This is a genomic window from Afifella sp. H1R, assembly GCF_021462425.1.
GTDB lineage: Bacteria > Pseudomonadota > Alphaproteobacteria > Rhizobiales > Afifellaceae > Afifella > Afifella aestuarii.
This window is the reverse complement of the sequence record NZ_JAKEDY010000001.1, coordinates 59,567-82,076: the sequence shown is the minus strand read 5'-3', so window position 1 is coordinate 82,076 and position 22,510 is coordinate 59,567. Positions and strand designations below refer to the sequence as shown.

Annotated in this window: 15 protein-coding genes and 1 tRNA gene; 6 read left to right on the top strand and 10 right to left on the bottom strand. The window is 62.2% G+C overall.

From position 1 onward, the window contains the following. Positions 1–38: 38 nt before the first annotated feature. The 6 genes from L0F51_RS00470 to L0F51_RS00445 all read left to right on the top strand — a co-directional run bounded on the left by L0F51_RS00470 (position 39) and on the right by L0F51_RS00445 (position 9,944). Positions 39–980 carry a DEAD/DEAH box helicase gene (locus L0F51_RS00470; protein WP_234627453.1) on the top strand — a complete coding sequence of 314 codons (942 nt, stop codon included), beginning with the start codon at positions 39–41 and terminating at the stop codon, positions 978–980. A 45-nt stretch (positions 981–1,025) separates the two neighbouring features. Further along, complete coding sequence (locus tag L0F51_RS00465) at positions 1,026–2,675, top strand: C-terminal helicase domain-containing protein (RefSeq protein WP_234627452.1); 1,650 nt, start codon at positions 1,026–1,028, stop codon at positions 2,673–2,675. A gap of 2 nt (positions 2,676–2,677) precedes the next feature. Continuing rightward, the gene (locus L0F51_RS00460) at positions 2,678–3,658 is read left to right on the top strand and encodes a hypothetical protein (RefSeq protein WP_234627451.1); all 981 of its coding nucleotides are present in this window, start codon (positions 2,678–2,680) and stop codon (positions 3,656–3,658) included. 153 nt (positions 3,659–3,811) lie between these two features. Continuing rightward, positions 3,812–7,222 carry an N-6 DNA methylase gene (locus tag L0F51_RS00455; protein ID WP_234627450.1) on the top strand — a complete coding sequence of 1,137 codons (3,411 nt, stop codon included), beginning with the start codon at positions 3,812–3,814 and terminating at the stop codon, positions 7,220–7,222. 275 nt (positions 7,223–7,497) lie between these two features. After that, the gene (locus L0F51_RS00450) at positions 7,498–9,180 is read left to right on the top strand and encodes a DUF2326 domain-containing protein (RefSeq protein ID WP_234627449.1); all 1,683 of its coding nucleotides are present in this window, start codon (positions 7,498–7,500) and stop codon (positions 9,178–9,180) included. Continuing rightward, positions 9,180–9,944, top strand: coding sequence for an HNH endonuclease (locus L0F51_RS00445; RefSeq protein ID WP_234627448.1), 765 nt, complete (start codon positions 9,180–9,182; stop codon positions 9,942–9,944). Before L0F51_RS00450 ends, L0F51_RS00445 begins: the two co-directional genes overlap by 1 nt. Positions 9,945–10,387: 443 nt before the next feature. Here L0F51_RS00445 and L0F51_RS00440 read toward each other — a convergent pair whose 3' ends face one another. The 10 genes from L0F51_RS00440 to L0F51_RS00395 form a co-directional block, all read right to left on the bottom strand. Then, entirely contained in the window at positions 10,388–11,977 is a 1,590-nt protein-coding gene (locus tag L0F51_RS00440; protein ID WP_234627447.1) for a hypothetical protein, read from the bottom strand. Beyond that, positions 11,974–14,457, bottom strand: a complete 2,484-nt coding sequence (locus L0F51_RS00435; protein WP_234627446.1) for a hypothetical protein — start codon at positions 14,455–14,457, stop codon at positions 11,974–11,976. The genes L0F51_RS00440 and L0F51_RS00435 overlap by 4 nt, the downstream gene beginning before the upstream one ends. Before the next feature lie 365 nt (positions 14,458–14,822). Beyond that, on the bottom strand, positions 14,823–15,965 hold the full coding sequence (locus tag L0F51_RS00430) for a tyrosine-type recombinase/integrase (RefSeq protein WP_234627445.1): 1,143 nt from the start codon (positions 15,963–15,965) through the stop codon (positions 14,823–14,825). Positions 15,966–16,124: 159 nt separating this feature from the next. Then, positions 16,125–16,460: a DUF6538 domain-containing protein gene (locus L0F51_RS00425; protein WP_234627444.1), complete on the bottom strand. Its 336-nt coding sequence runs from the start codon at positions 16,458–16,460 to the stop codon at positions 16,125–16,127. Positions 16,461–16,538: 78 nt separating this feature from the next. Continuing rightward, positions 16,539–16,631, bottom strand: a tRNA-Ser gene (locus L0F51_RS00420). Positions 16,632–16,944: 313 nt separating this feature from the next. Beyond that, positions 16,945–17,646: a glutathione binding-like protein gene (locus tag L0F51_RS00415; RefSeq protein WP_234627443.1), complete on the bottom strand. Its 702-nt coding sequence runs from the start codon at positions 17,644–17,646 to the stop codon at positions 16,945–16,947. Positions 17,647–17,744: 98 nt separating this feature from the next. Further along, the gene (locus L0F51_RS00410; protein ID WP_234627442.1) at positions 17,745–19,040 is read right to left on the bottom strand and encodes an RsmB/NOP family class I SAM-dependent RNA methyltransferase; all 1,296 of its coding nucleotides are present in this window, start codon (positions 19,038–19,040) and stop codon (positions 17,745–17,747) included. A 107-nt stretch (positions 19,041–19,147) separates the two neighbouring features. Beyond that, complete coding sequence (gene guaB / locus L0F51_RS00405) at positions 19,148–20,650, bottom strand: IMP dehydrogenase (RefSeq protein WP_234627441.1); 1,503 nt, start codon at positions 20,648–20,650, stop codon at positions 19,148–19,150. 347 nt (positions 20,651–20,997) lie between these two features. Further along, positions 20,998–21,618: a YceI family protein gene (locus tag L0F51_RS00400; RefSeq protein ID WP_234627440.1), complete on the bottom strand. Its 621-nt coding sequence runs from the start codon at positions 21,616–21,618 to the stop codon at positions 20,998–21,000. Positions 21,619–21,761: 143 nt separating this feature from the next. Next, positions 21,762–22,427: an RlmE family RNA methyltransferase gene (locus L0F51_RS00395; protein WP_234627439.1), complete on the bottom strand. Its 666-nt coding sequence runs from the start codon at positions 22,425–22,427 to the stop codon at positions 21,762–21,764. Between the last annotated feature and the right edge of the window lie 83 nt (positions 22,428–22,510).

Genomic DNA, 22,510 nt, shown 5'->3' with positions numbered 1-22,510 from the left:
TACGACCGCTGTCAGGCAACGAGAACGACACCGTTGTCTTGGATCCCGCGCTGGAGATTTCCGCGGTCGAAACCGCGCGGTTCGATCTCCCCGAGGACGCGCGCACTACTGTCCAGGCCAAGGCTGCGCTCCTGGCGGATGCACTGCGTCTCACGCTTCGCCGCGGCGCCGGGCCCTTCCGATCTGCCGCGCAGCTCGCCTTCGAACCTCGAACGTATCAGCTTGTGCCACTGCTGATGGCACTGAGGCTCCAGGTGCCGCGACTGCTGATCGCCGACGATGTCGGTATCGGCAAGACCATCGAAGCGGGCCTGATCCTGCGGGAGTTCATGGACCGCGGTGAAATCGATGCCTTCTCGGTTCTTTGCCCGCCCCACCTCGTGGATCAATGGATCATCGAGCTCAAGGATCGGTTCGGAATCGACGCGGTGGCGGTAACTTCCGGCACCGCGGCACGCCTCGAACGCAATCTGCCGCTCGCTCATACTCTCTTCGACGCTTATCCCTACACGGTTGTCAGCCTCGATTACATCAAGGCCGAGAAGCGCCGGGAGGGGTTCGCGCGGGCCTGTCCCGACTTTGTGATCGTCGATGAAGCCCACGCTTGTGTGGGCACCCACAAAGGCAAACAGCAGCGTTTCGAGTTGCTGCAGGGGCTCGCGAAGGACACGGAACGCCGGATCATCATGCTTACGGCCACGCCCCATTCGGGCGACGAGGAAGCATTCGCACGACTGCTCTCACTGATCGACCAAGACTTCGCAACGCTGGACTTTGACAGCGCGAGATATCGAGAGCGCCTTGCCAGGCACTTTGTCCAACGGCGTCGCGTAGATCTCGTCGAGGGTGATTGGCAGGAGGACCGATCATTCCCGAAACACGAAACGACAGAGCACGCCTACCGCCTCTCGCCCGAGCACTTGGCGTTCCAGGAGGCCGTTCTGGACTATTGCCTCGAGGTGGTCTCGAAAGCGGGATAGCAGAAGAGAGATCAGCGCCTTGCGCTCTGGGGCACCCTCGCTCTCATGCGCTGCGTCGGTTCCTCGCCCGCCGCGGAGTTGAGTGCGCTGAGAAATCGTGCCCCCAACGAAGCAGACCGTCTCGAACCGCAGATCTATGACGAAGACGGCGAGGACGAAGATGCCGTCGACATCGAACCGAGTACGGCTTTCTCGGATGATCCCGTGCTTCGTGCTCTCATCGATCAGGCTGGCGATCTACTTGAAGCGAAAGATCCGAAACTCGATGCCCTCGTCGGTGCGCTCAAGCCGCTGATCAAGAGTGGTGCCAACCCGGTCGTCTTCTGCCGGTATTTGGCCACCGCCGAATACGTGAAGTCAGGCCTGCGGAAAGCTTTCACGAAGCTGATCATCGAGTCGGTAACTGGAGAGTTGACCCCGGACGAACGCCGCGATCGCGTCGCGGAGATGGCGCTGGGAGATGGGGAAGAAGGTGCGCAGAGAATCCTGGTGGCGACCGACTGCCTCTCAGAAGGCATCAATCTGCAGCAGCTTTTCGACACGGTCGTACACTACGATCTCTCGTGGAATCCGACCCGACATCAGCAGCGTGAGGGACGGGTGGACCGCTTCGGCCAGCCGGCGGAGCTTGTTCGCTCGATCATGATGTTCTCGCCGGAAAGCGCCATCGATGGTGCCGTCCTCGATGTGATCCTGCGAAAAGCCGAGGAAATCAGGAAGGCAACCGGGGTGACGGTTCCTCTGCCTGACGAGCGCGGGCCGGTCACAGACGCCTTGATGTCCGCAATGATGCTCCGCCGAGGAGGGCACAAGCAGCTCACGCTCGACCTTCGCCTCGAGGATGGCACCAAGGTCATGGAAGCGCGTTGGCGCGATGCCAGCGAGAACGAGAAGAAATCGCGAGCCAGGTTCGCCCAGAATGCGATGAAGCCCGCAGAGGTAGCGCCGGAGTGGGACAAGGTCAGAAGCCTCCTTGGTTCGCCCCAGGACACGAAGCTTTTCGTCGAGCGCGCGATGTCGCGGTTCGGTGTGCCGCTTGAGAGAAAGCGGAACGCCTACGTTGCTCACGTTCACGCGCTCCAGCCGGCCCTGAAGGAGAAGCTTGAACAGCGCGGACTCGAGAAGTCCGTCCGGCTCGCCACCTCAGAGCCTGCTCCCTCTGGAACGTCTCTCTTGACGAGAACCCACCCGCTGACGGCATCGCTTGCCGAAAGTCTTGTCGAGGCGTCCTTGGATCAGGAGGCGCTTCCGGACCTCGGCATCGGCCGTGTCGGTGCATGGCCGACAACAGCGGTCTCGGCGATGACACGCGTCGCCCTCCTGCGCGTCCGGTACAAGCTCACGATCCACGCCAGAAAGGAGCGGCTCCTTCTGGCCGAAGAAGCGGCGCTGGTGGCCCTCCAGGGCAAGAGCGTCGTGGCGACCGGTGAAGACGTCCGCAACATGCTCAGCACGTCCGCCAGTGCCGACTTCGCGGCGATCGCGCGAGATCGGATGATCAATGCTGCCAAGGCGGAACTTCCCGACCTGCTTGCCGGACCTTTGGCAGACTTCGTCAAGCAGCGTGCAGCGGAACTCGTCGAGGATCACGCGAGACTGCGTGCCGCGGCCGGATCCATCTCCCGCGTCAGCGTCGAAGCGGTCCTTCCGCCCGACGTGATCGGTTTGTTCGTCCTCATGCCGGGCGAGGTGTGATCATGGCGCGCAAACCGATCTCCGACATGTCCGCATGGCCCTCGCTCAGCCTCGAGGGCAACCTGATCGCGCCCGCGATGATCGCCAGGATCGACCAACGGGACGCCCCGGAACAGGCGCCGGAGGACTACGCCGTCCGCAAGGGTCTCACGATCCGCGAAGAAATCTCCACGGCGTTCCGGGTCGGCCAGTCCCACTTCGACGCCTTCGCGAAACTCGAGGCGCCCTCCCAGGATGCAACCCGCCGTTTCGTTGCCGGCTTCTTCAAAGAGACCTTCGGCTTTGACGACTTGGCGCCCGCCGCTGCCCCGCTCGCCATGATCGCGAGTGGCCGGGTTCCTGTGGTTGTGGTGCCGCCGAGCGAGACGCTGGACCGCCGAAGCCCGACCTTGTCGGTCGATCGCTCCCGCTCGCCCGCCTTCGCACTTCAGGACTACCTCAACGACTCCGACGACGCGCTGTGGGGCATCGTCACCAACGGCACTCACCTGCGCCTCATGCGGGACAACGCGTCCCTTACGCGCCCTGCCTACATCGAAGCCGACCTCGCCCAGATCTTCTCGACCGAGGATATCGCGTCCTTCGCCGCGCTCTGGCTCCTGATCCACAGGTCCCGCTTCGGCGCAGCTGACACCCCGGCCACCGATTGCCCGCTGGAGCGCTGGCGCGAGGCAGGCTCCCGCGAGGGCGAGACCGCGCGTGACCGCCTGGCGGACCAGGTCCAGATCGCGCTCAAGGTGCTGGGCTCGGGCTTCCTCGAGGCTAACCCAGACCTCGCGGCCAAGCTGAAATCGGGCGAGGTGAACCTCACCACTTGGTTCAACGAGCTCCTCCGCCTCGTCTATCGGCTGATCTTCCTGATGGTCGCCGAGGATCGGAACCTGCTCCACCCGGCGAAGTCGAAGACCGAGGCCCGCGCGCTCTACGCCGAGGGCTACAGCCTCGCGGCGCTGCGCAAGCAGTGCTACCGCGCCGCCACCTAGGACAAGCATCACGACCGCTACGAGGGCATCAAGATCGTCTTCCGCGCGCTTGCCCACGGGCAGGAGGCGCTCGCCCTCCCGGCGCTCGGCGGCCTCTTCGCCGAGGACAGGCTGCCCCACCTCGAAACCGCCCGCCTGCGCAACCGGGCCTTCATGGAGGCGCTCTACCGCCTTTCCTGGCTCGCCGACAAATCCGGCATGGTCCCCGTCAACTGGCGCGCGATGGAGACCGAGGAACTGGGCTCTGTCTACGAGTCCCTCCTCGAATTGCAGCCGCAGCTGGGCGACGACGGCAAGACGCTGGTCTTCGCCTCCGAGGCGGCCGAGCAGAAGGGCAACCAGCGCAAGACCACCGGCTCCTACTACACGCCCGACAGCCTCGTTCAGGCGCTGCTCGACACAGCGCTCGACCCCGTGCTCGACAAGACCGAGGCCGAGGCGGACGATCCCGCCAAGGCGCTGCTGAAGCTCTCCGTCATCGACCCCGCCTGCGGCTCAGGCCACTTCTTGCTGGCTGCCGCCCGCCGTATCGCCACGCGGCTCGCGCGTATCCGGGCCGAGGGCACGCCCTCGCTCGCCGACTTCCGCCATGCACTCCGTGATGTCGCGCGCTGCTGCATCCACGGGGTGGACCGCAACCCGATGGCGGTGGAACTGACCAAGGTCGCCCTCTGGATCGAGACGGTGGACCCCGGCCTTCCCCTCGGTTTCTTCGACGCGCAGATCCGCTGCGGCGACGCCTTGCTTGGCGTCTTCGACCTGAAGGTGCTGGAGGACGGCATTCCCGACGCTGCCTACAAGCCGCTGACGGGCGACGACAAGGACGTCGCCAAGTTCTACGACCGCGCCAACAAGGATGCGAAGAAGGGCCAGGGTGCGTTCGACTTCACCGGTGGCCGATCCGACCTGCCCACTGCACCGCTTTCGGCCGAGTTCTCCGATTTGCGCGACCTGCCGGAGGACACGGTCGCGGATGTGGAGGCCAAGGCGAAGGCCTACCGCTCGCTCCACAAGCAGGACGCCTTCCTGCGGGCGCGCATGGGCTGCAACCTTTACACTGCGGCTTTCCTGCTGCCGAAGACCGGAGAGGTGCCGAGCGGAGACTCCGAGCGGACCGTACCGACCTCGCAGGATGTCTGGCTGGCTGTGGGTCAAGGCAAAGGGCGAAAACCCATCATGGAGAACGCAAGGGCCGCAACGCAGGCACGTGCGTTGCATTGGCCCCTGGAGTTTCCGGATATCATCGGGCGTGGCGGCTTCGATGTGGTGCTTGGAAATCCACCTTGGGAACGGATCAAGCTTCAAGAGAAAGAATTCTTCGCTGCACGTGACGCAGACATTGCATCTGCACCTAACGCAGCTGCTCGAACACGAAAAATTAATGAGCTGAGAGACGCTGAAGAAGGTACTCCGCAAAGAGCGCTCTGGGATGCTTTTCAGGCAGAGAAACGCTTCTCTGACGCCATCTCAACTTTCGCTCGTGTCGACGGCCAAGATGGCGGCCGCTTCCCTTTCACAGGTGCGGGTGATGTGAACACATATCAGGTGTTTGCCGAGCTGTTCTCCTGCTTAGCTGGACCTGAAGGCCGCGCTGGTGTGATTGTTCCCACGGGCATTGCTACAGACGCCACGACAGCTCCATTTTTCTCTCATCTTGTTGAAGAAAAACGCCTTTCAAGCTTAGTGGACTTCGAGAACCGAGCAGGGTTATTCCCGGCAGTCGACAGCCGTATGAAGTTTTGCTTGCTTACAATCGGAAGCAACGAACCAGCAGCACGCTTTGCCTTCTTCCTCACTGAGCCTGCACAGTTGGCGGAAGCGGAGCGAAACTTCACGCTTAGTCCTGAGCAAATTGCCGCCATCAATCCAAATACCAAAACGGCGCCTGTGTTCCGATCTCGTTGGGACGCCGAACTGACAGCAAAAATCTACACTCGGGCTCCGGTCCTGATCGAAGACAGCAAGGGTTCGATCGGCAACCCTTGGAACGTTAGCTTGCACTCTCGGATTTGGCACATGGCGGAGGATTCCGAATGGTTCCGCACCGCCTCCAACTTGTCTGACGCGGGCTATGTCAAGAATGGAACTTCATGGGTGGCCGAGGGTGCACGTACAAGGCAAGGCGCTCTATCCGTCGAAGGCTCAGGTGCAGGCGTCCTAAATCTTCACGACGCTGGGCCGCGAGGACCACAACGATTCGCACCGCTGTATGAAGCGAAGATGTTCCATCATTTCGATCATCGATGGGCCACTTATGACCAAGGCGGAAACGCACGCGACGTGCAGCTGTCCGAAAAACGAAATGCGTCATTCGAGCCCACCGCCCGATATTGGGTGCCCGAGGCTGAGGTCACAAAGCGGCTAAGAGATCGCAACTGGACACGCGACTGGCTAATGGGTTGGCGTGATATCACGAACGCTACGAATGAAAGGACAACAATCGCCGCCGTCTTTCCGAAGTCTGCTGTCGGGCATACTTCTCCGTTGATATTTCTGGATCTCGAACCAGATGCCATCGCCGGTTTTCTCGCTTGCCTTTGTTCACTTGCTCTCGACTTTGTAGCCCGGCAATCGGTTGGCGGAACTCATCTTACCTTTGGGTATCTCAAACAGTTTCCAATACTCCCACCAGAGTTCTACACTACTGCGCGGCGAGGATTCATAACTCCAAGGGTGCTGGAACTCACCTACACCTCGCACAGCCTCGCCCCCTTCGCCCGCGATCTGGGCCACGTTGGTCCGCCCTTCGCCTGGGACGAGGACCGCCGTGCGCTCCTTCGCGCCGAGCTCGACGCCTTCTACGCCCGCGCCTACGGCCTGACCCGCGACGAGCTGCGCTACATCCTCGACCCCGCCGACGTGAAGGGCACCGACTACCCCTCGGAAACCTTCCGCGTCCTCAAGGAAAAGGAAATCCGCCAACACGGCGAATACCGCACCCGCCGCCTCGCCCTCGCCTCCTGGGACCGCATGGAGGCGGGCGGTGAATTCGCGGCGATGGGGTTGGGTGCCGAAGTGGAGACGCCGGGGGAGACGCCGCGCATCGAACCGCCGGTGCTTGCATTCTTGCGCGACGGAGCATGGGGATGGCCGGTACACACCCCGCCGCAAAAGAGGCTGCGCTATGCGGCTCAATACGCGCTCTGGATCAGCGATCCCTCTCAAGATGCCTCGCGCATGCGGGTGCTCGTCGCCTGCCTGGCCGAACCTTCCCTATTGACCCCGCTGCTCAGCGAAGAGGATCGCGTGCAGTGGATCCGACTGCTGGGTGCGGAAGCGCGACCGGCGCAAGGCGTTGCCCGCCTGCGTCCGCCCATAAATGCGGCATGGCGCACCGCATTCGAAACACTCATCTCGTCCGGCCAACTCGAGGAACGGAACGGCGGAGACTGGTGCCGGGGCGAGCATTTCGACTCGACCGGGTTGAGGGCCGACTCTGCCGAAGCCCAGCGGGCAGCGTTCGCTCTGCGAGCTATCCGGCAGCTCGATGAAGGCCGAGTTGCCCAAGCCGTCGCGCAGGAGGATAACATCGTCTGGGCGAGGTTCGGGCATGGTTGGGCCTGACCTCTTTGCGCCTCAGTTACAGCCGCCCATCGCTCCAGGCGGGAGTCGCGAGCCGCGCTTGTGGGTACGCCGTCTGGCCCTGTTCGAGGATCCGGAGACCATCAAACGGGACATCCCGCTCAAGCCCGGTCTGAACATCGTGTGGACGCCCGACATGTCCGTCAGTGGCCAGTCGGCGCTGGCGCATGGAAGCGGGAAGACGACGTTCTGCCGCTTGCTCAGCGGCCTGCCTCGGAGAGCCCGACTACGCAACAGACAGCCAGCGCACCCGCCTCATGGCGAAGCTACCGAATGGACTGGTGGCGGCCGAGGTCATCGTCGATGGAGACTGCTGGATCGCCGTTCGCTACCTAGGGCTTGGAAGCAGCAGTTTCGTCGCTCGAGCGGATAGCGTCGAGGACGCTTTGGCAAGGGGGCGCCAGGAAGGCGATGCAGCGTCACTCGATCCTATTGTCACAAGGGCCTTTTTCTCCGGCCTCAACGGGCGCTCGCCCCAAGAGGTCGGAGACGAACACATCTGGGACGTGCTCAGGGCATGGCTTTCGCGAGATCAGGAGTGCCGCTTGGGCGACATTTTGGCTTGGCGGACAGCGAAGACGCAGACGCGCTCGCGCGCGCAGGTTTTGAGCGAAACCGCGAAACTGACCATGGTGCGTCTTGCCCTGCGCGCGCTCGACGCGGAGGAACAGCAGGCCGCCGCGCGCGAACGGGAGCTGGCGAGCGCTGCCGAGGAAGAGCGCAGGAAACATGCATACGATGAGCAACGACTGGCCGATCGGCTAGGTGCTCTTCGCAGTGCATTGGGTGTGGAAGACGAAATCGGGCTCGACGACACGCTCGACCAAAAGGGGCTCGTATCACTTGCTGAAACGGCGCTCGCCGAGGCAATGCGGGCAGACCTGCCGGCACCTCCTGATGTCAGCGCGCTCTTCGATCGCTTGGGAGATCTCAACACCCGGCGAGCAGCGCACGTTGAAGATCGACAGACAACGGAGAGAGACGCTGAGCGGAAGCGACTTGAGGCAGAACACCTCCGCAGCGAAGCAAGCGTTGGCGAGATCGATATCACCCAGGGCCGTATTCGGGTATGCACGATCTGCCGAGTTTCAATAGATCAGGTACTGGCGCAGGGGTGCGGGATTTCGCTGGAGCGATGCGACGTCGCCGCCATCAAAGCTGAGATCGAAGCGAAACAGAAGAAGGCAGCAAATCTGGATCAGGAAGCCGAGCGAGCCGAAAGCGAAGCAAAACGCATAGCAGCCATCATCACGCAGATCGATCAGGAAATACGCATCGCCGAAGGACAAGCGAAGGGCGCCGATATCGCCCTTCGAGCTGCGCAACAAGCGGCAGCAAACATCCAGGACCGGGTTTATCAAGCAAGGCGTCTACTCGACGACGCGCGAGACGTTCGGCAGAGTTCAGTTACTGCAGCACCTGCATTTCTCACGACAGATGATCTGGACGCCGCCCGTGCGCAGTTGGAACAGGGGAGGAAACGTGCGCAGCAGGCGATCCAGACCTTGGAAGACCGGTATCGGGGGATAATGTCCACCTGGCTTCCTGAAGGGGTGGATGGCGCGATAAAGCTCGACGGCAAAGGGCTAAAGGTCGACGCACAATTTTCCGGCCGGGGCGAGGTTTCGACGGCCGCGCTCGACTCTCTGAAGATTGTCGCCTTTGACCTGGCAGCGCTGCACTTGGCAGTGGAAGAAAAGGCGGATCTGCCCGCATTTCTCATCCATGACAGTCCCCGCGAGGCGGATCTGGATGGAACCCTGTACGCCCGCCTGTTCCGACTGGTGCAATGTTGGGAGGAGGAAGCCGGACCGCCCTGCTTCCAGTACATCATTACGACAACCACCGCTCCGCCGGAGGAATTGCACAACGACCAGTACGTACGCCTGCAAATGAGTTCGACCCCAGCGGAGCAGCGCCTCTTCCGGATGGACTTGTGATGATCGAAGCGCCCCAATCCTTCGTAACCCGCCAAGAATGCGACAAGGTCGCGTTTCAGCACGGCTTCCGCAGGCCTCATGGAGAAACCGACGGCTGGCGACGCTACAGCTCGACCACGGCGCAGGGCTCAATCTGGTTGGCATCTGGCGACGCGGGCTGGATGCTAGCGATCGACCACGCCGGTGTGGTCGCCGAAATCGGAATTGAACCCGCTGAAGTGAATGGCCCCGGTCTCTCGCGATTCCGATTCGGACCGTTGGGCACGCTCTACGCTTCAATGCCACGCGTTTACGAGCTTGCGATCAGCCTCCCGGACGCGCCGCTGCGAGAGTTCCTGCAGCGTACGCGCGATCTGCCGAAGGAAACCGAGGCGGAACGGCTTCTGGTTCAGCGCGTCGGCCAGAGCGTTTTTCGGGAACGCCTGATGAAGTACTGGCAAGGGCGCTGTCCGCTGACGGGCATCGATCATCCCGCACTGCTTCGCGCCTCTCATATTCAGCCGTGGAGGGACTGTGAAACCGACGAAGCGCGCCTCGATGTGCACAACGGCCTCCTGCTTTCGGCACTTTGGGACGCTGCGTTTGACGGAGGGCTTGTGACCTTCGACGACAACGGACATCCGCAGTTCTCGGCGGAGTTAGGCGAACGGGCCGTCTTAGCTCTAGCCTACGAGAGGCCGTTGCGCCTCACGGATCAACACCGGGCTTTCCTCGAATGGCACAGAACGAGGGTATTTCAGACTTCGGAACAGCACCTGTGCTGACCCCGCCGCCAAAGCTCAACCGCCCCCCGATCCGTTCCGCTCCCGGCGAGCACCAGGCGGAGAGGGCGCTGCTCAAAACGCTCTTCAAATTCAGTTTCACCGAGCCGTCGACCTTTGCGAGCCAGCTTGCGGCAACATTCGCGAGTAATTCTTGCTTTTTGCCGTCCGAGCACGCCATGGCGGGCGCGAGATTGCGTTCCCGCTGTGCCTACCCTCTCCTGCCGTCCGGCAACTTGGCTCTTCAATGCGCGCGGAAATAATTTCCGCGACGCCGGACATGCGGCCGCAAGCTTCTGTTCAACGTTGGAGAATGGCCGGGGCAGAAGAACTGCTCTCGCTTGAAGCCAGGGACAGGCGCCGTCGACTGAGGCAGCCTGTTGCATTCTCGCGGGCAGAGCCTAGCGCAAGTGACTAGTCCGAAGCTTCAGAACGAATTGCCATCTCTATTGACCGCTCTCTGCCGGAAGATAGAGCCCTTCATCGTCGCGGCCGACGAGACCGGCTTGGGCGGCAAGGGAAAGGAGCGTGGGCAAGCGATCCTCGGTAACTGAGGGCGCCCACGGCTCGTCTACGAGCCGCGCAAGCCCGTTCTCGTCAATTGCCAATCGCAAGCGCTGACTCTGGCCGTCGAAGCGATTGACTGCCGTCGCAAAGTGCTGGCTGATCACCATCGCCTCAAGGATGAAGCGGATCGCCTCGCTCATAGGCATGCCACCGAGTGCACGAAAGCGCTTGTGCAGATGAAAGAGCGACAAACGTTGCGGCCCGCCGGTCTGGATCCCCTGATGATCGGCAGGGAAGCATGCAGTAAACTCTGCACAGAGAAACAAACCATGCAGGCAAGCTGCTGCGCCGCCGCCCTCGTCGCTTATCCCTTCATAGATGCGCTCGATCAGGGCGAAGGGCGTTTCGATGTCGCCGCTTCGGCAAGCGGCAATGAACTCCTCGAGCGAGCAGAAGTGCTCCGAAGTCTCGTCGAGCGCGGCATCGAGAGTAGAAGTCTCCGACCCTGGAAACTCCATCTCCGTCCATTCATCAATCAAGGCGGAAACTAGAGCCTCCGTGTCTTGTGCCCCCTCTCGAAGCTGCATCTCGACCCACCCAAGAAGATTCTCAAGAGAGTAGCGCTGGAGCTGGCGCATCTGGAGTATGATCCATTTCTGCCGCGCTTCCTGAAGCTGCTCGGGCAACTCATAGGGGTCGCCTTCCGCGCCTTGAGACAGAAAGACACCGCTGCGCACTTGATCGGCAGAGACAGCGCCGTCCTCGTGTTGCAGATGCAGCTGAACGAGGGAGAGCATGCTGCTGCGGCGTCCCAACATAGACTTGTAGCTCCCGACACTTCGCGCATCGAAGAGCGCGAGCCGAAACGCATCGGCTTCTTGAGTGGTCAGGCGGTCGGGTCGCCATGAGTCCCAGAGCGCCTGCGCATCCTCCTCAGTGGCTGTGACAATCTTGAGCGTCGAGAGGAGTCGGATATAGCGATCCGCATCCTCTTGCAGCCGTTCATCAAGCGCCTCCGCAAGCGAGATGCCATGCTCCACGGTGCGAAAGAAACCGCTCTTCCCCGGAACAGGCATCAGGAAGCGGAGGCCGGTCATCTTTGCGGCCGGACCGTACCACAGCGCCGCGATGAGACTAGTGCTGTCCTGTGAGCGCCCCCAATCCTTGAATGTCAGAGCTGCGCCCTTTTCCGATATGGGTGGAGGTGTCGCCCGTTTTCCTGGTAGTCGCGGAAAATCCGCAAGACGGGCGCCCCACGTGAAGAGCACCTCGATGCGCTCGCGAAAAATCTGCAGCTCGCGGCCATCTACCTCTGTTTTCTCCTCTTCTTCGCACAGCTTGTGGAATTTCCAGAAAATCCAACACAGCAACGAAAAGGGTCTGACATAGTCGGTAACGTTGTTCGTCGCCGGGATGATTTCAGCCATGAGATCGAGATTTGCCTGCCGCAACCCAAGGAAGTCCACCCCGTTGTTTTCACCGATGCGAGGAGGCAGAAAGAAGGCCGATTGGGGAAGAGGGATATTCATATCGCAGTATTTACCGTGAACCGGTGGCAGTGAATGCAATAACCGATGCGCTGACGCTTGAACTGCGCCATTTCCTGTGGCGCGAAGGTGTAATAGTCAAACGCGCACGCGCTTCCCTGGAAAGCTGCCCGCCTAACACGCTTTTCGGGATCAGGACGCTCCAGTGCCTTCCAGAGCTTCTGACCGAGGGGGCTCTGAAAGATCGGCCAGTCAGAAGGCACGTCCTCACCGCGCGCTATCCTCGCCAGCATGTCATCCAGCTGCTTGCGGCGGGTCGGCGTCGCAGAGATCCTGTCAAGCGCACGGCGAAGCTCGTGAGCTTCGAGCTCGCCAACTAGCGGCGTCGCAAACCCGGCTTGTGGGTCAGCGATCAACACCGAGCGTGCATGATCCCAATCGACAGTGCCGCCGTAGAACGTCTCTAGCGCATCGTGCAGGGAGGTTACCAGAACGGCTCTCGCACCGCCGGTTCCGCCAAGGAGGTAAAGTATCGCGGCTGCAGTCACCACGTGCTGCGGCAGGGACGAACGTGTTTCTCGATCCAACGTGCCGAAATGAGATGCCTCGCCAAGCCAGTTGCTAAGGAATTCGTGGGCGCCATCACGATCATTGAGGCGGTACAGCCGCATCGACATGCTTACCTCAAGGAGCATGCTGAGGAGCCCGTTCCTCATCTGGGGTCGACCCTCGGCATCCTCGATCATGCGATCCATCTCGACCTCGAAGTCAACGAGACCGATATGGCGTGCCGTTTCCTCCGCGGTCAGCCCCTTTTCCGGCGAGTCTTCCGGAACTTCGCTGGCCTTCTCGTCCAGCCCGTTCATGGCCGCGGGATTGCAACTCCGCCCGTGGCCGAGCAGAACGCGCCGTAGCTGCGCCATGATCGACTGGAAGCTATCACCAGTAGCGTCGCCGCTATGACCGTGCTCTCCCGTGCAACTCGGAACGGCTTCAAGCGGGGCGAGCTCTTCAATGGCTACTATGACCGTCCGTTTTTCGCCGCGTTCACCTGACCTCTCTCCGTCCTTATCCCCGATCGCACCCTCAAAGAGCCTGAGATGCGTTTCGGCCTGCTGGCTAAGGTAATCGAGCAAAGCCTGAAGGTCGTCGTCGGTGCCCACCCGCCGGACAAGACGGCTAAGTGCACCCGCCGACAATCGGCCCCGCGTGCCCATCCCAAGAAGCATGTCGTTGTGAACCCAGCCTCGAGCGGTCCGGTCAGCGAGGCTCATCACGATTTGCATCGAAGGCAGAGTGGCGAACGCCTCAAGCTCTCTTTCGCGCACCTCAAACTGTCCTTCGGCATTCACCACAGCAGAGAAAGTCAAGGTATCTCCGTCCGCATGAACGAGGCAGCCCTGCCATGTTCCGGAGAGGGGTTGCAGACTCACGATCTGACCCCGAAGACGGTCTTGCGCAGTGCTGTCGAAGCTAGCGTACACCAGCTCCGTGTTACCAAGGCCGGAGCGCATGCGGGCCTGCGGAGCATACTCCGGTCTCCCAACCTGCTCCCACGCGAGGAAGCCCTCTCCCGCTTTCAGAACCCGCAGCACTCCGAGCTCGACATTGCCGGTCGTTGTGAGCGCTTTGCGTGTGGCATTGATGCTGCCGGTCAGCAGCAGGCACGCGTCTTCGAAGAGGAACTCGTACCACTTCGCGTGTACGAAACGCGTGTCCCGGTGTTCCAAGCGCACCGGCTGGACAGGAATACCCCAGGTGGCGGCCTTCGCGAAAGGAAACGCACTCTCATCGTTTCTGCTCGTTACGGCGATATCCACCTCGGCGGGCGATAAAGAAGCGATGATGCTCTTCGCGCCTTCGCCGTCTGCGTCGTGGTAGGGCGACATTAGCGTCGCACGCATACACGAGCCATAGGGCGCCAGAACATCAAAAAGCTGGCTACTGACCGGTTCGTCGAGCGAGTGCACCAGACTGATCGGCGGTTTTGTCGTGCCGCCATCGCGTCTGGCAACGCGCCGGGCATGCTCGGCGAAATCATCAACCCATTCGCTGCACGCAAATTGGATATCCGGACGCGAACCCAGCGACTCGAGAAAAAGCGCAAACTCCTCGAATAACCAGGGCGACTCCGCTGAGCTGAAAGCCTCGAAGGCCTCGAGATTCCGGCCATGACCGCTGAAGGTCACATTGCCGCTGCCAACGAGCAGGACGTCTTCGCTCTCGCCGCAGAGATAGATACACTTCGCGTGAAACACGCCGTCAGGCAACGCGGCCGGGATAAGTCGGTAGTCCTGCCCAATTCGGGCGGAATGCCGCTCGAGTAGAGACGCCCGATAGCCTACAACATCAGCCACAAGCCAGATGTCACTGCAGCCGCCGCGCAGCAACGGCCGCAATATTTCAGATTCGAAGTAGCTCAGACTAAGCGTATAGGTAGTGAATAGCGCATGTTTCCACGATGCCGAGGCGAGAACCTCGGCGATTCTCGGACCTTGCAGCGGATTCGCCGGTTCACTCATGGTGTCCCAAGGTTAGGAGATTCTCGCAGACGGGAAAAGTTCTTCTGCAATCAGCGCAACAGCCTTATTCAGACGCTCCGTTCGCACGCGACCGAGGGCCGAAGCTGCAACCCAAGCGGAAAGGCTCAATTCCTAATAACGTGATGGAGTGCCGCCCCGCGGATGAACACAATCAGGATCCGCTTTTGCCTCTTGCGGGCGCGTTGATCCTCGAACTGCGCTGGGCTCAGTTGGCACGGCTGTGCGTGGGGCCATTTGTCTCTGAGTGGCGCCATTTGTAGACGTCGATAGAACACGCGAGGGAGCTCAAGCGTAGCGTGCTAGACTAGGGACAGAAGCTCTACGCACTCATCCGCGAGCGGAAATCATTTCCGCCGCCCCTCCAGCTCCGCCTCGCGTCTCCTCAGGTACGGCCCGAGATCCAGCCCCTCCGGCAGCGGGATGGCTGCAAGAACCGCGATCTCGTCTTCGCGCAGGTGCTTGGAGCCGTAGCGGTCGCCGACGCTTGTGGGCGCGTGGCCGGTCTGCCTGTCGATGGTGCGCGGGTCGACATGGGCGATGCGCATGAGGTCCTTCGAGGTGTGGCGCGATGAGTGGAAGACAAGCTCGCGCGGGCGGTGGATGCCCGCCTTCTTCAGGCGGTAGTTGACGCGCTTGGAGGCCGTCCTCGGCGGATCGGCGACGCCGCTGTGCAGCGCCGGAAAGAGCCATTGCCCCTCCTTCTTCCTGCGGGCGTAGTCGAGAAAGCCGACCTCCTCGAACACCGAATGCAGAGCGAAGATGCGGATGCTCGTCTCCGTCTTGATCGCCCGCCGCTTCTCCCTGCCATCCTGCAGGAGCAGTTTCTTCGTCAGGTCGGCAACCCAGAGCCCCTTCTTCAGTTCGTAGATGTCCTTGCCCTGCAGATAGATGAGCTCCGCAAGCCTGGCTCCTGTCAGCGTGCCGAGAAGCGGCAGCCAGCGATCATCGGGTCGGTCCTCCGCTGCGGCGAGAGCGAACCAGCGATTGAGTGCTCCCACCGTGAAGGCCTCGCGCTTTATCGAGGCGGTTGCCTCCGTAGGCACATAGATCCTGCCGCGCTCAAAGGGGTGACGGCAATCGTGCTTGACGCAAAGCTCCGCGAAGGCGGTTCGGACGATGCCGATGTAATTGTCCTTGATCGTCTTGCGGCCGAAGCGGGGAAGCGGATGGCGTCCCTCCTCTAGGAGCTGGCGATGCTTCTCGGCCGCCTCTTTCAGGCTCAGATCCTTGAAGAGCTCCTTCTTCGTCCAGTTCGTCGGCAGGTTCGCGAGCATGTCGGCGAAATCCTGGAGATCGGAGAAGATGTACTCATCGAGCGGCTTGTCGCCCGCGAAGGCAATGAAGTCGGAGAGCCGGTTGCGGATGGAACGCGCAAATTTATCGTCGACGCCGCGCCTCTGCTTCGCGGCGACATAGTCCTCGATGAACTCGCTTAAGAGCGGCGCCTTCTTCTCCTCGCTCTTTTCGAGTCCGACCTTCTTGAGCAACGCAACGAGCTGCTCGAGCTGACCGCCTGCAGTGGCTCCTTCGCCACCGACGCCGGCTCCTCCGCCCTCGGCAAGTTCGGTGGCCTTCTCACTCGCGCTGCGGAGTACATGTGCGTCGTCGGCACGTTCGTCTTTGTAGCGTTGCTCGATGACGCGGAGCTATTCGGCATGGAAACGCCTTTGCTCCCCCGCGAGCTCCGCCCATTGCTTTCGGTCTTCTGCACGCGCTTCGCGAAGCTCTTCGGTGTTCGCTTTCAAGATCCTGATCAGCTCATCGCGTGGATCTTCGTGCTCGCCCATTCTGCCGCCCCTGGCTTTTAAAGCGAGAAATGCGGATTCCGCCCTTCCAGCGAGTAAACGCGCCTGGCTTTGGGCCTCGCGAGTTGTCGCAGTGCCGATCGGAATGCGGATGGGGGTGGCGCTGAGAACCGGCTCCAGATCACGCGGCACGCGAATCTGGAATCTCCAGACGGCGCCGCGGCGGGCGAGACGCATCCTTCGCTCCTGGGTACATTGGTGGGTACCAAAAACCCAAATCCGCGAAATTCTGCGCTTTTATCAATGGCTTAGGTATGGCGGAGAGGAAGGGATTCGAACCCTCGAGACGGGTTTAAGCCGTCTACTCCCTTAGCAGGGGAGCGCCTTCGACCACTCGGCCACCTCTCCACCTCCCGAAATGGCCGGTTTCGCGGCCCGCGTCAACCGGGTCTCTTGCCGGAAAGGCTTTTGGCTCTGTTTGCACCTGCATGCTCGCGCCCACGCTGCCGTCGACAAGACCGGCCGGCCGCTCGCGAGACGCCCATTCCGGAGCCGGCACAGGCACGGGCTTCCCAATCCCTGAAAGTGCAGATGAGGTTGGGCCGCTTGCGGGCCATAGACGCCGCCACGAGATTGTGGCGCGGCGGCTTCCGGGGGTTAATGGCGGATGGTGAGCAAGAGGTTCAGATGGCCTCCCACTGCAAAAGAGTCGCTTGTAGGCCTATCGCCGCGTGCGCTGACCGAAGAGCACCGCCTGCGCGTCCTTGTCGCTGGACAGATCCATTTGCTTGTCCAGGCCGACCGCGAAGGCCTTCTCAAAGGCGGGACGGGCGAGCAGCATCTGGCGCCAACGCGCGACATTGGGGAAATCCGCCAGATCAACACCCTGCTTTTCGGGAGAACGCGCCCAGGGCAGGATCGCCATATCGGCGATCGTCAGCTCTTCGCCGGTGACGAAGCTGCGCTCCTCCAGCCGGCGGTCGAGAACGCCGTAAAGCCGATCGGTTTCATCCTCGTAGCGCTTGATGGCGTAAGGGATCTTCTCCGGCGCATAATTGCGGAAATGGTGGTTCTGGCCGAGCATCGGGCCGAAGCCTGCCATCTGCCACATCAGCCAGCTTTCCACCTCCACGCGTTGTCTCTCGTCCGTCGGATAGAAGCGGCCGAATTTTCGGCCGAGATACATGAGGATCGCACCCGATTCGAACATCGAGATCGGCTCGCCGCCCGGCCCGTCATGGTCGATCAGCGCCGGCATTCGGTTGTTGGGAGAAATCTTCAAAAAGTCCGGCTGAAACTGCTCGCCCTTGCCGATATCGACAAAGTTGACGCCATAGGGGACGCCGACTTCCTCCAAGAACAGGGTTACCTTGAAGCCGTTGGGCGTCGGCCAGAAATAGAGCTGAAGGGCGGGCTCTGCCATGAAACACTCCTTTGCATTCGTGCCCATAGCTAGTCGCGCCCAGGCCCTCGACAAGCGCTGCATGACGACCGCAAAGGGCCGCCATGCAAAGCCTCAGCCTAAGATTGCCGCGCCATCGCCGCGACAAAGAAACCGTCGGTTGCCGTCGAGGCCGGGGTGAGAACGAGGCCTGCGGGCGTCGCCCAGCGCGGCAGTGGCCCCGCGGTCACCCTGTCCCAGGCCGGGGCAAGGTCGAGCGTCTGAAACTCCGGCTGTGCCCCGGTGAAGGCGGTGATGCGCTCGCCGTTTTCGGCAGGAAACAGCGAACAGGTGACGTAGACGAGGACGCCACCGGGCCGCACGAAACGAGACGCCTCGTGAAGAATCTTTTCCTGCTCTTCGGCGCGCTCCTGCAGCGCATCTTCTTTCATGCGCCATTTGGCGTCAGGCCTGCGCCGCCAGGTCCCGGAGCCGGAACACGGCGCATCGACGAGGACGACATCCATCCGTCCTGCAAGATCGTCGAGCGCACCCTCGCCCGGCTGCCGCACCTGCACATTGCGTGCACCCGCGCGCTTCAATCGCTCAAAAATCGGCGCCAGGCGGTGGCGGTCCGCATCATGAGCGTAGATTTGCCCGCGATTGGCGAGCGCCGCCGACAGAGCAAGCGTCTTGCCGCCGCCGCCGGCACAGAAATCGAGGATCTGCCCACCACCCTCATCGAGGGCTGAGGCGGCGAGAAGCGCCGCAAGCTGGCTCGCCTCGTCCTGGATCTCGATGCGGCCGCGCTGATAGGCCTCGTCGGCCTGAACGTTCGGATGCCGGCGTGCGCCTTCGCGCGGCGGCACACGCAGACCGACGGGCGACAGGCGCGTCTTCTCCACGCCGAAACGCGCAAGCTGCCCCTCCACCTTGTCCCGCTCCGCCTTCAACGTGTTGACCCGCAGATCGAGCGGCGGCCGTTCGCCAAGCGCGGCGCCCTCCTCGACCCAGGCAGACCCGAAGACCCTTTCAAGCTCTTTTGCGGCAAAGTCCGGAACATCCGCGCGGGCGGCCTCCGGCATGCCTTCCTCAGATGTTGCTTGAAGTCTCTCAAGCTCCGATTCCGTCAGTTTCGCAGGGGCATGGCGGTCTTCGCTGAAAAGTTGATTCAAACCGTCCGCAGACTCGCCCCAGTGGAACACCACCGCTCCGAGCCCCAAAGCGCGCGGCGTCTCCTCCCCCATCCGCCAGGCGATGGAGGCGCGTCGGCGCAGCGCATCATAGACGAGATCGCCGATCGCCGCGCGGTCGCCGGACCCCGCAAAACGATGCGACAGGCCCCAATCCTTGAGTGCCTCCGCCACGGGCCGATGGCGTTCCTCCACATCCGTCAAAACTGCGATGGCCGCATCGATCCGCCCGGGAAGGCGCATGGCTTCTGCCTCTTTGAAAAAATCGGCCGGACGGTGGGAGCCGCCCGGCACGATACGTGGTGCGCTACCGTCGGCTGGCAGCGCCTTTGAAACGACGTCGAGGCAGCCTACGAGCGGCCCGGATAGTTCGGGCTCTCGCGGGTCAGCTGCACGTCGTGCACATGGCTTTCCTGCAAGCCCGCGCCGGAAATCCGCAGGAACTGCGCCTTGTTGCGGAATTCTTCCAGGTTCTGTGCGCCCACATAGCCCATGGCGGCGCGAAGTCCGCCGGCGAGCTGGTGGAGAACGCCACCGACCGGCCCCTTATAGGGCACCTGGCCTTCGACGCCTTCCGGGACGAGCTTCAGAGAATCGCGCACCTCCGCCTGGAAATAGCGATCGGCGGACCCCCGAGCCATGGCGCCAACGGAGCCCATGCCCCGATAGGCTTTGTAGGAGCGGCCCTGGTAGAGATAGACGTCGCCCGGGCTTTCATCCGTGCCGGCGAGAAGCGAGCCCACCATGGCGACCGACGCGCCGGCGGCGAGCGCCTTCGCCAGATCGCCCGAGAATTTGATGCCGCCATCCGCGATCACCGGAATGTCGGCTTTCGAGGCTGCCTCCACCGTCTCCAGAATGGCGGTGAGCTGCGGCACGCCGACGCCGGCCACGACCCGTGTCGTGCAGATCGAGCCCGGCCCGATGCCGACCTTGATGCAATCGGCACCGGCATCGATGAGCGCCTTGGCGCCTTCAGCCGTCGCCACATTGCCGGCGACGATCTGCGTTTCGTTGGAGAGCTTTTTGATCTTCGTCACGCTTTCGAGAACGCGTGAGGAATGGCCGTGGGCGGTGTCGACCACGATGACGTCGCAGCCGGCATCGATGAGGCGCTCGGAGCGCTCAAGCCCGGCATCGCCGACATTGGTGGCGGCGGCGGCCCGCAGACGGCCCTGCGCATCCTTGGCGGAATCTGGATGCAGACGCGCCTTCTCGATGTCCTTGACCGTGATGAGACCGATGCAATTGTGCGCCTCGTCGACGACGAGCAGCTTTTCGATGCGGTGCTGGTGCAGAAGCCGCTTGGCCTCTTCCTGGCTGACATTGTCGCGCACCGTCACGAGATCTTCTCGCGTCATCAGCTCGTAGACGCGCTGGTTCGGATCCGATGCGAAGCGCACGTCGCGATGCGTGAGGATGCCGACGAGGCGGCCCGTCACCGTGCCTCCGGTGCCGGCATTCTGCACCACCGGAATGCCGGAAATATCGTTCGCCTTCATCAGGGCCTGCGCGTCGGCAAGCGTCGCGTCCGGGCCGATGACGACGGGGTTCACCACCATGCCCGATTCGAATTTCTTGACCTGCCGCACCTGCTCGGCCTGGATTTCCGGATTGAGATTGCGGTGGATGACGCCGAGGCCACCGGCCTGCGCCATGGCGATGGCAAGCTTCGCCTCCGTCACGGTATCCATGGCCGAGGAAATGATCGGCAGCTTCAGGGAAATCGTGCGCGTCAGACGGGTTGAAAGGTCGGTCTCGCCCGGCAGCACCTGGCTGTGGGCGGGACGCAGAAGCACGTCGTCGAAGGTAAGAGCTTCGCGACCGGTCGAGACATCAATGATTTGTGGCATGCCACCTCCGAGAGGGATCGCAACGGTGCGACTGGGCGTAAGTGAGGTTGGCGCGGGTCATTAACACGCAGGTGACGGCTTGCAAATGCCCTCAAGAGTCCTTTCCCCTTTTGCACGGCTGCCCTGCAGAGAGAAAAGAAGCCGGCGAGGTTCCCTCCCGCTCACTCGGCACGGAGGTCAGCACGCGGGATGGGATCCCCGCCCGGCTTGATCTTTGCGCAAGATTTTGTGCGAGCGCACAGGCGATCCGTCCCAGATCCCCTTGACCGCCACAGCCTTCACGCTGGGCAGCCTTGGCGCCGGGCGGAAGAGCGGTCCGAAAAACGCACCACTCTTCCGACGCAAGCTCAGGGCGCCATGAAGGCCGCGTTGATTTCGAGATGCACCTCGTCCGATACGGCGGGCACGTATGCGTCGAGGCCGAAGTCGCTTCGCTTGATCGTCGCGGTGCCGTAGAATCCGACATTCAGCTTGTCATCCATCGGATTGGTGCCCGCGCCAACGAACTTTGCGTAAATCGTCACCGGCTTCGTCTGATCCTTGATCGTCAAATCGCCGACGATCGTCGCCGTATTCCCGTCGGCGGGCGTGACGGATGTCGAAACGAAGTGAGCGGTGGGATATTCAGCCGCGTTGAAGAAGCTCTCCGACTGAAGATGCCCGGCGAAATCGGCGAAGGTCACGCGGACATCCTCGATCGGGAAGGTCACATCGACCTTTGCAGCGGAGAGTTTGTCCGGATCGATGGTGAGCGATCCCTCCGATGCGCCGAACAGGCCGTCCAGCATCGTGACGCCGAGATGGTTTACGGCCCAGGAGACCTGCGTATGGGCCGGATCGACCTGATATGTGCCGGCTTCGATACGGGCGGGTTCCGCCTGTCCGGGTTGCTCGGCGGTCGTGGGAATCGTCTGTGCGAAAGCAGTGCCAGCAGCGAGAGCGAACGCGGCAGCAAGGATGATGCGCATGAAATACCTTTTTCGAAGTTGACGGGGGGAGGCCTCAGGCCCGCTGCGAATATGGCATGCGAGCCATCGACCGGAAAGGTCTGCACCCACCTCCCCGCCAGCCAAAGTCACGGCGACTGCGCACCAGCGCTGAGGTTCCCCCGCTATGCCTCGTCCGGCTGCCCGCGAAATCCCGTCGCCAGAAGATAGGTTTCGGGGCTGTCGGAGCGGCTCGCCGGCGGCTTCACATGGACGACCTTGGCATAGCTTTTCTTGAGCTCGGCCAGAAGTGTATGTTCGGTGCCGCCGCGAAAGACTTTCGCCAGGAACGCGCCGCCCGGCGCCAGAACCTCGTCGGCGAAGGCGGCAGCCGTCTCCACAAGCGCCACGATGCGCAAATGGTCGGTCGGCTTGTGGCCCGTCGTCGGCGCGGCCATATCGGACAGGACGAGATCGGCCTTATGCCCGCCCAGCGCCGCCTTGAGCGCATCCGGCGCGTCATCGTCGAGGAAATCCTTCTGCAGGAAGGCGACGCCCGCAAGCGCGTCCATCTCCAGATAATCGATCGCCACGACGCGGGGCGCCTCGTCTGACGACTGCACCCGCTTTGCCGCCACCTGCGACCAGCCACCCGGTGCCGCACCGAGATCGACGACCCGCAGCCCCGGCTTCAGGAGCCCGTATTTCTCGTCGATCTCCAGAAGCTTGTAGGCCGCGCGCGAGCGCATGCCTTCCGCTTTCGAGCGGGTGACATAAGGATCGTTGATCTGGCGCTCCAGCCAGCGGCGCGACGAGGGTTTGCGCTTCTTGTGGCTTGTCAGCCGCGCCATTCGGGCGTCTCCTTACCGTCTTCCATAAGGCTCGCAGCACGCGTGTGCAGCACGCCGCGCCCGAGCCGCCTGCGCGGGCGGCC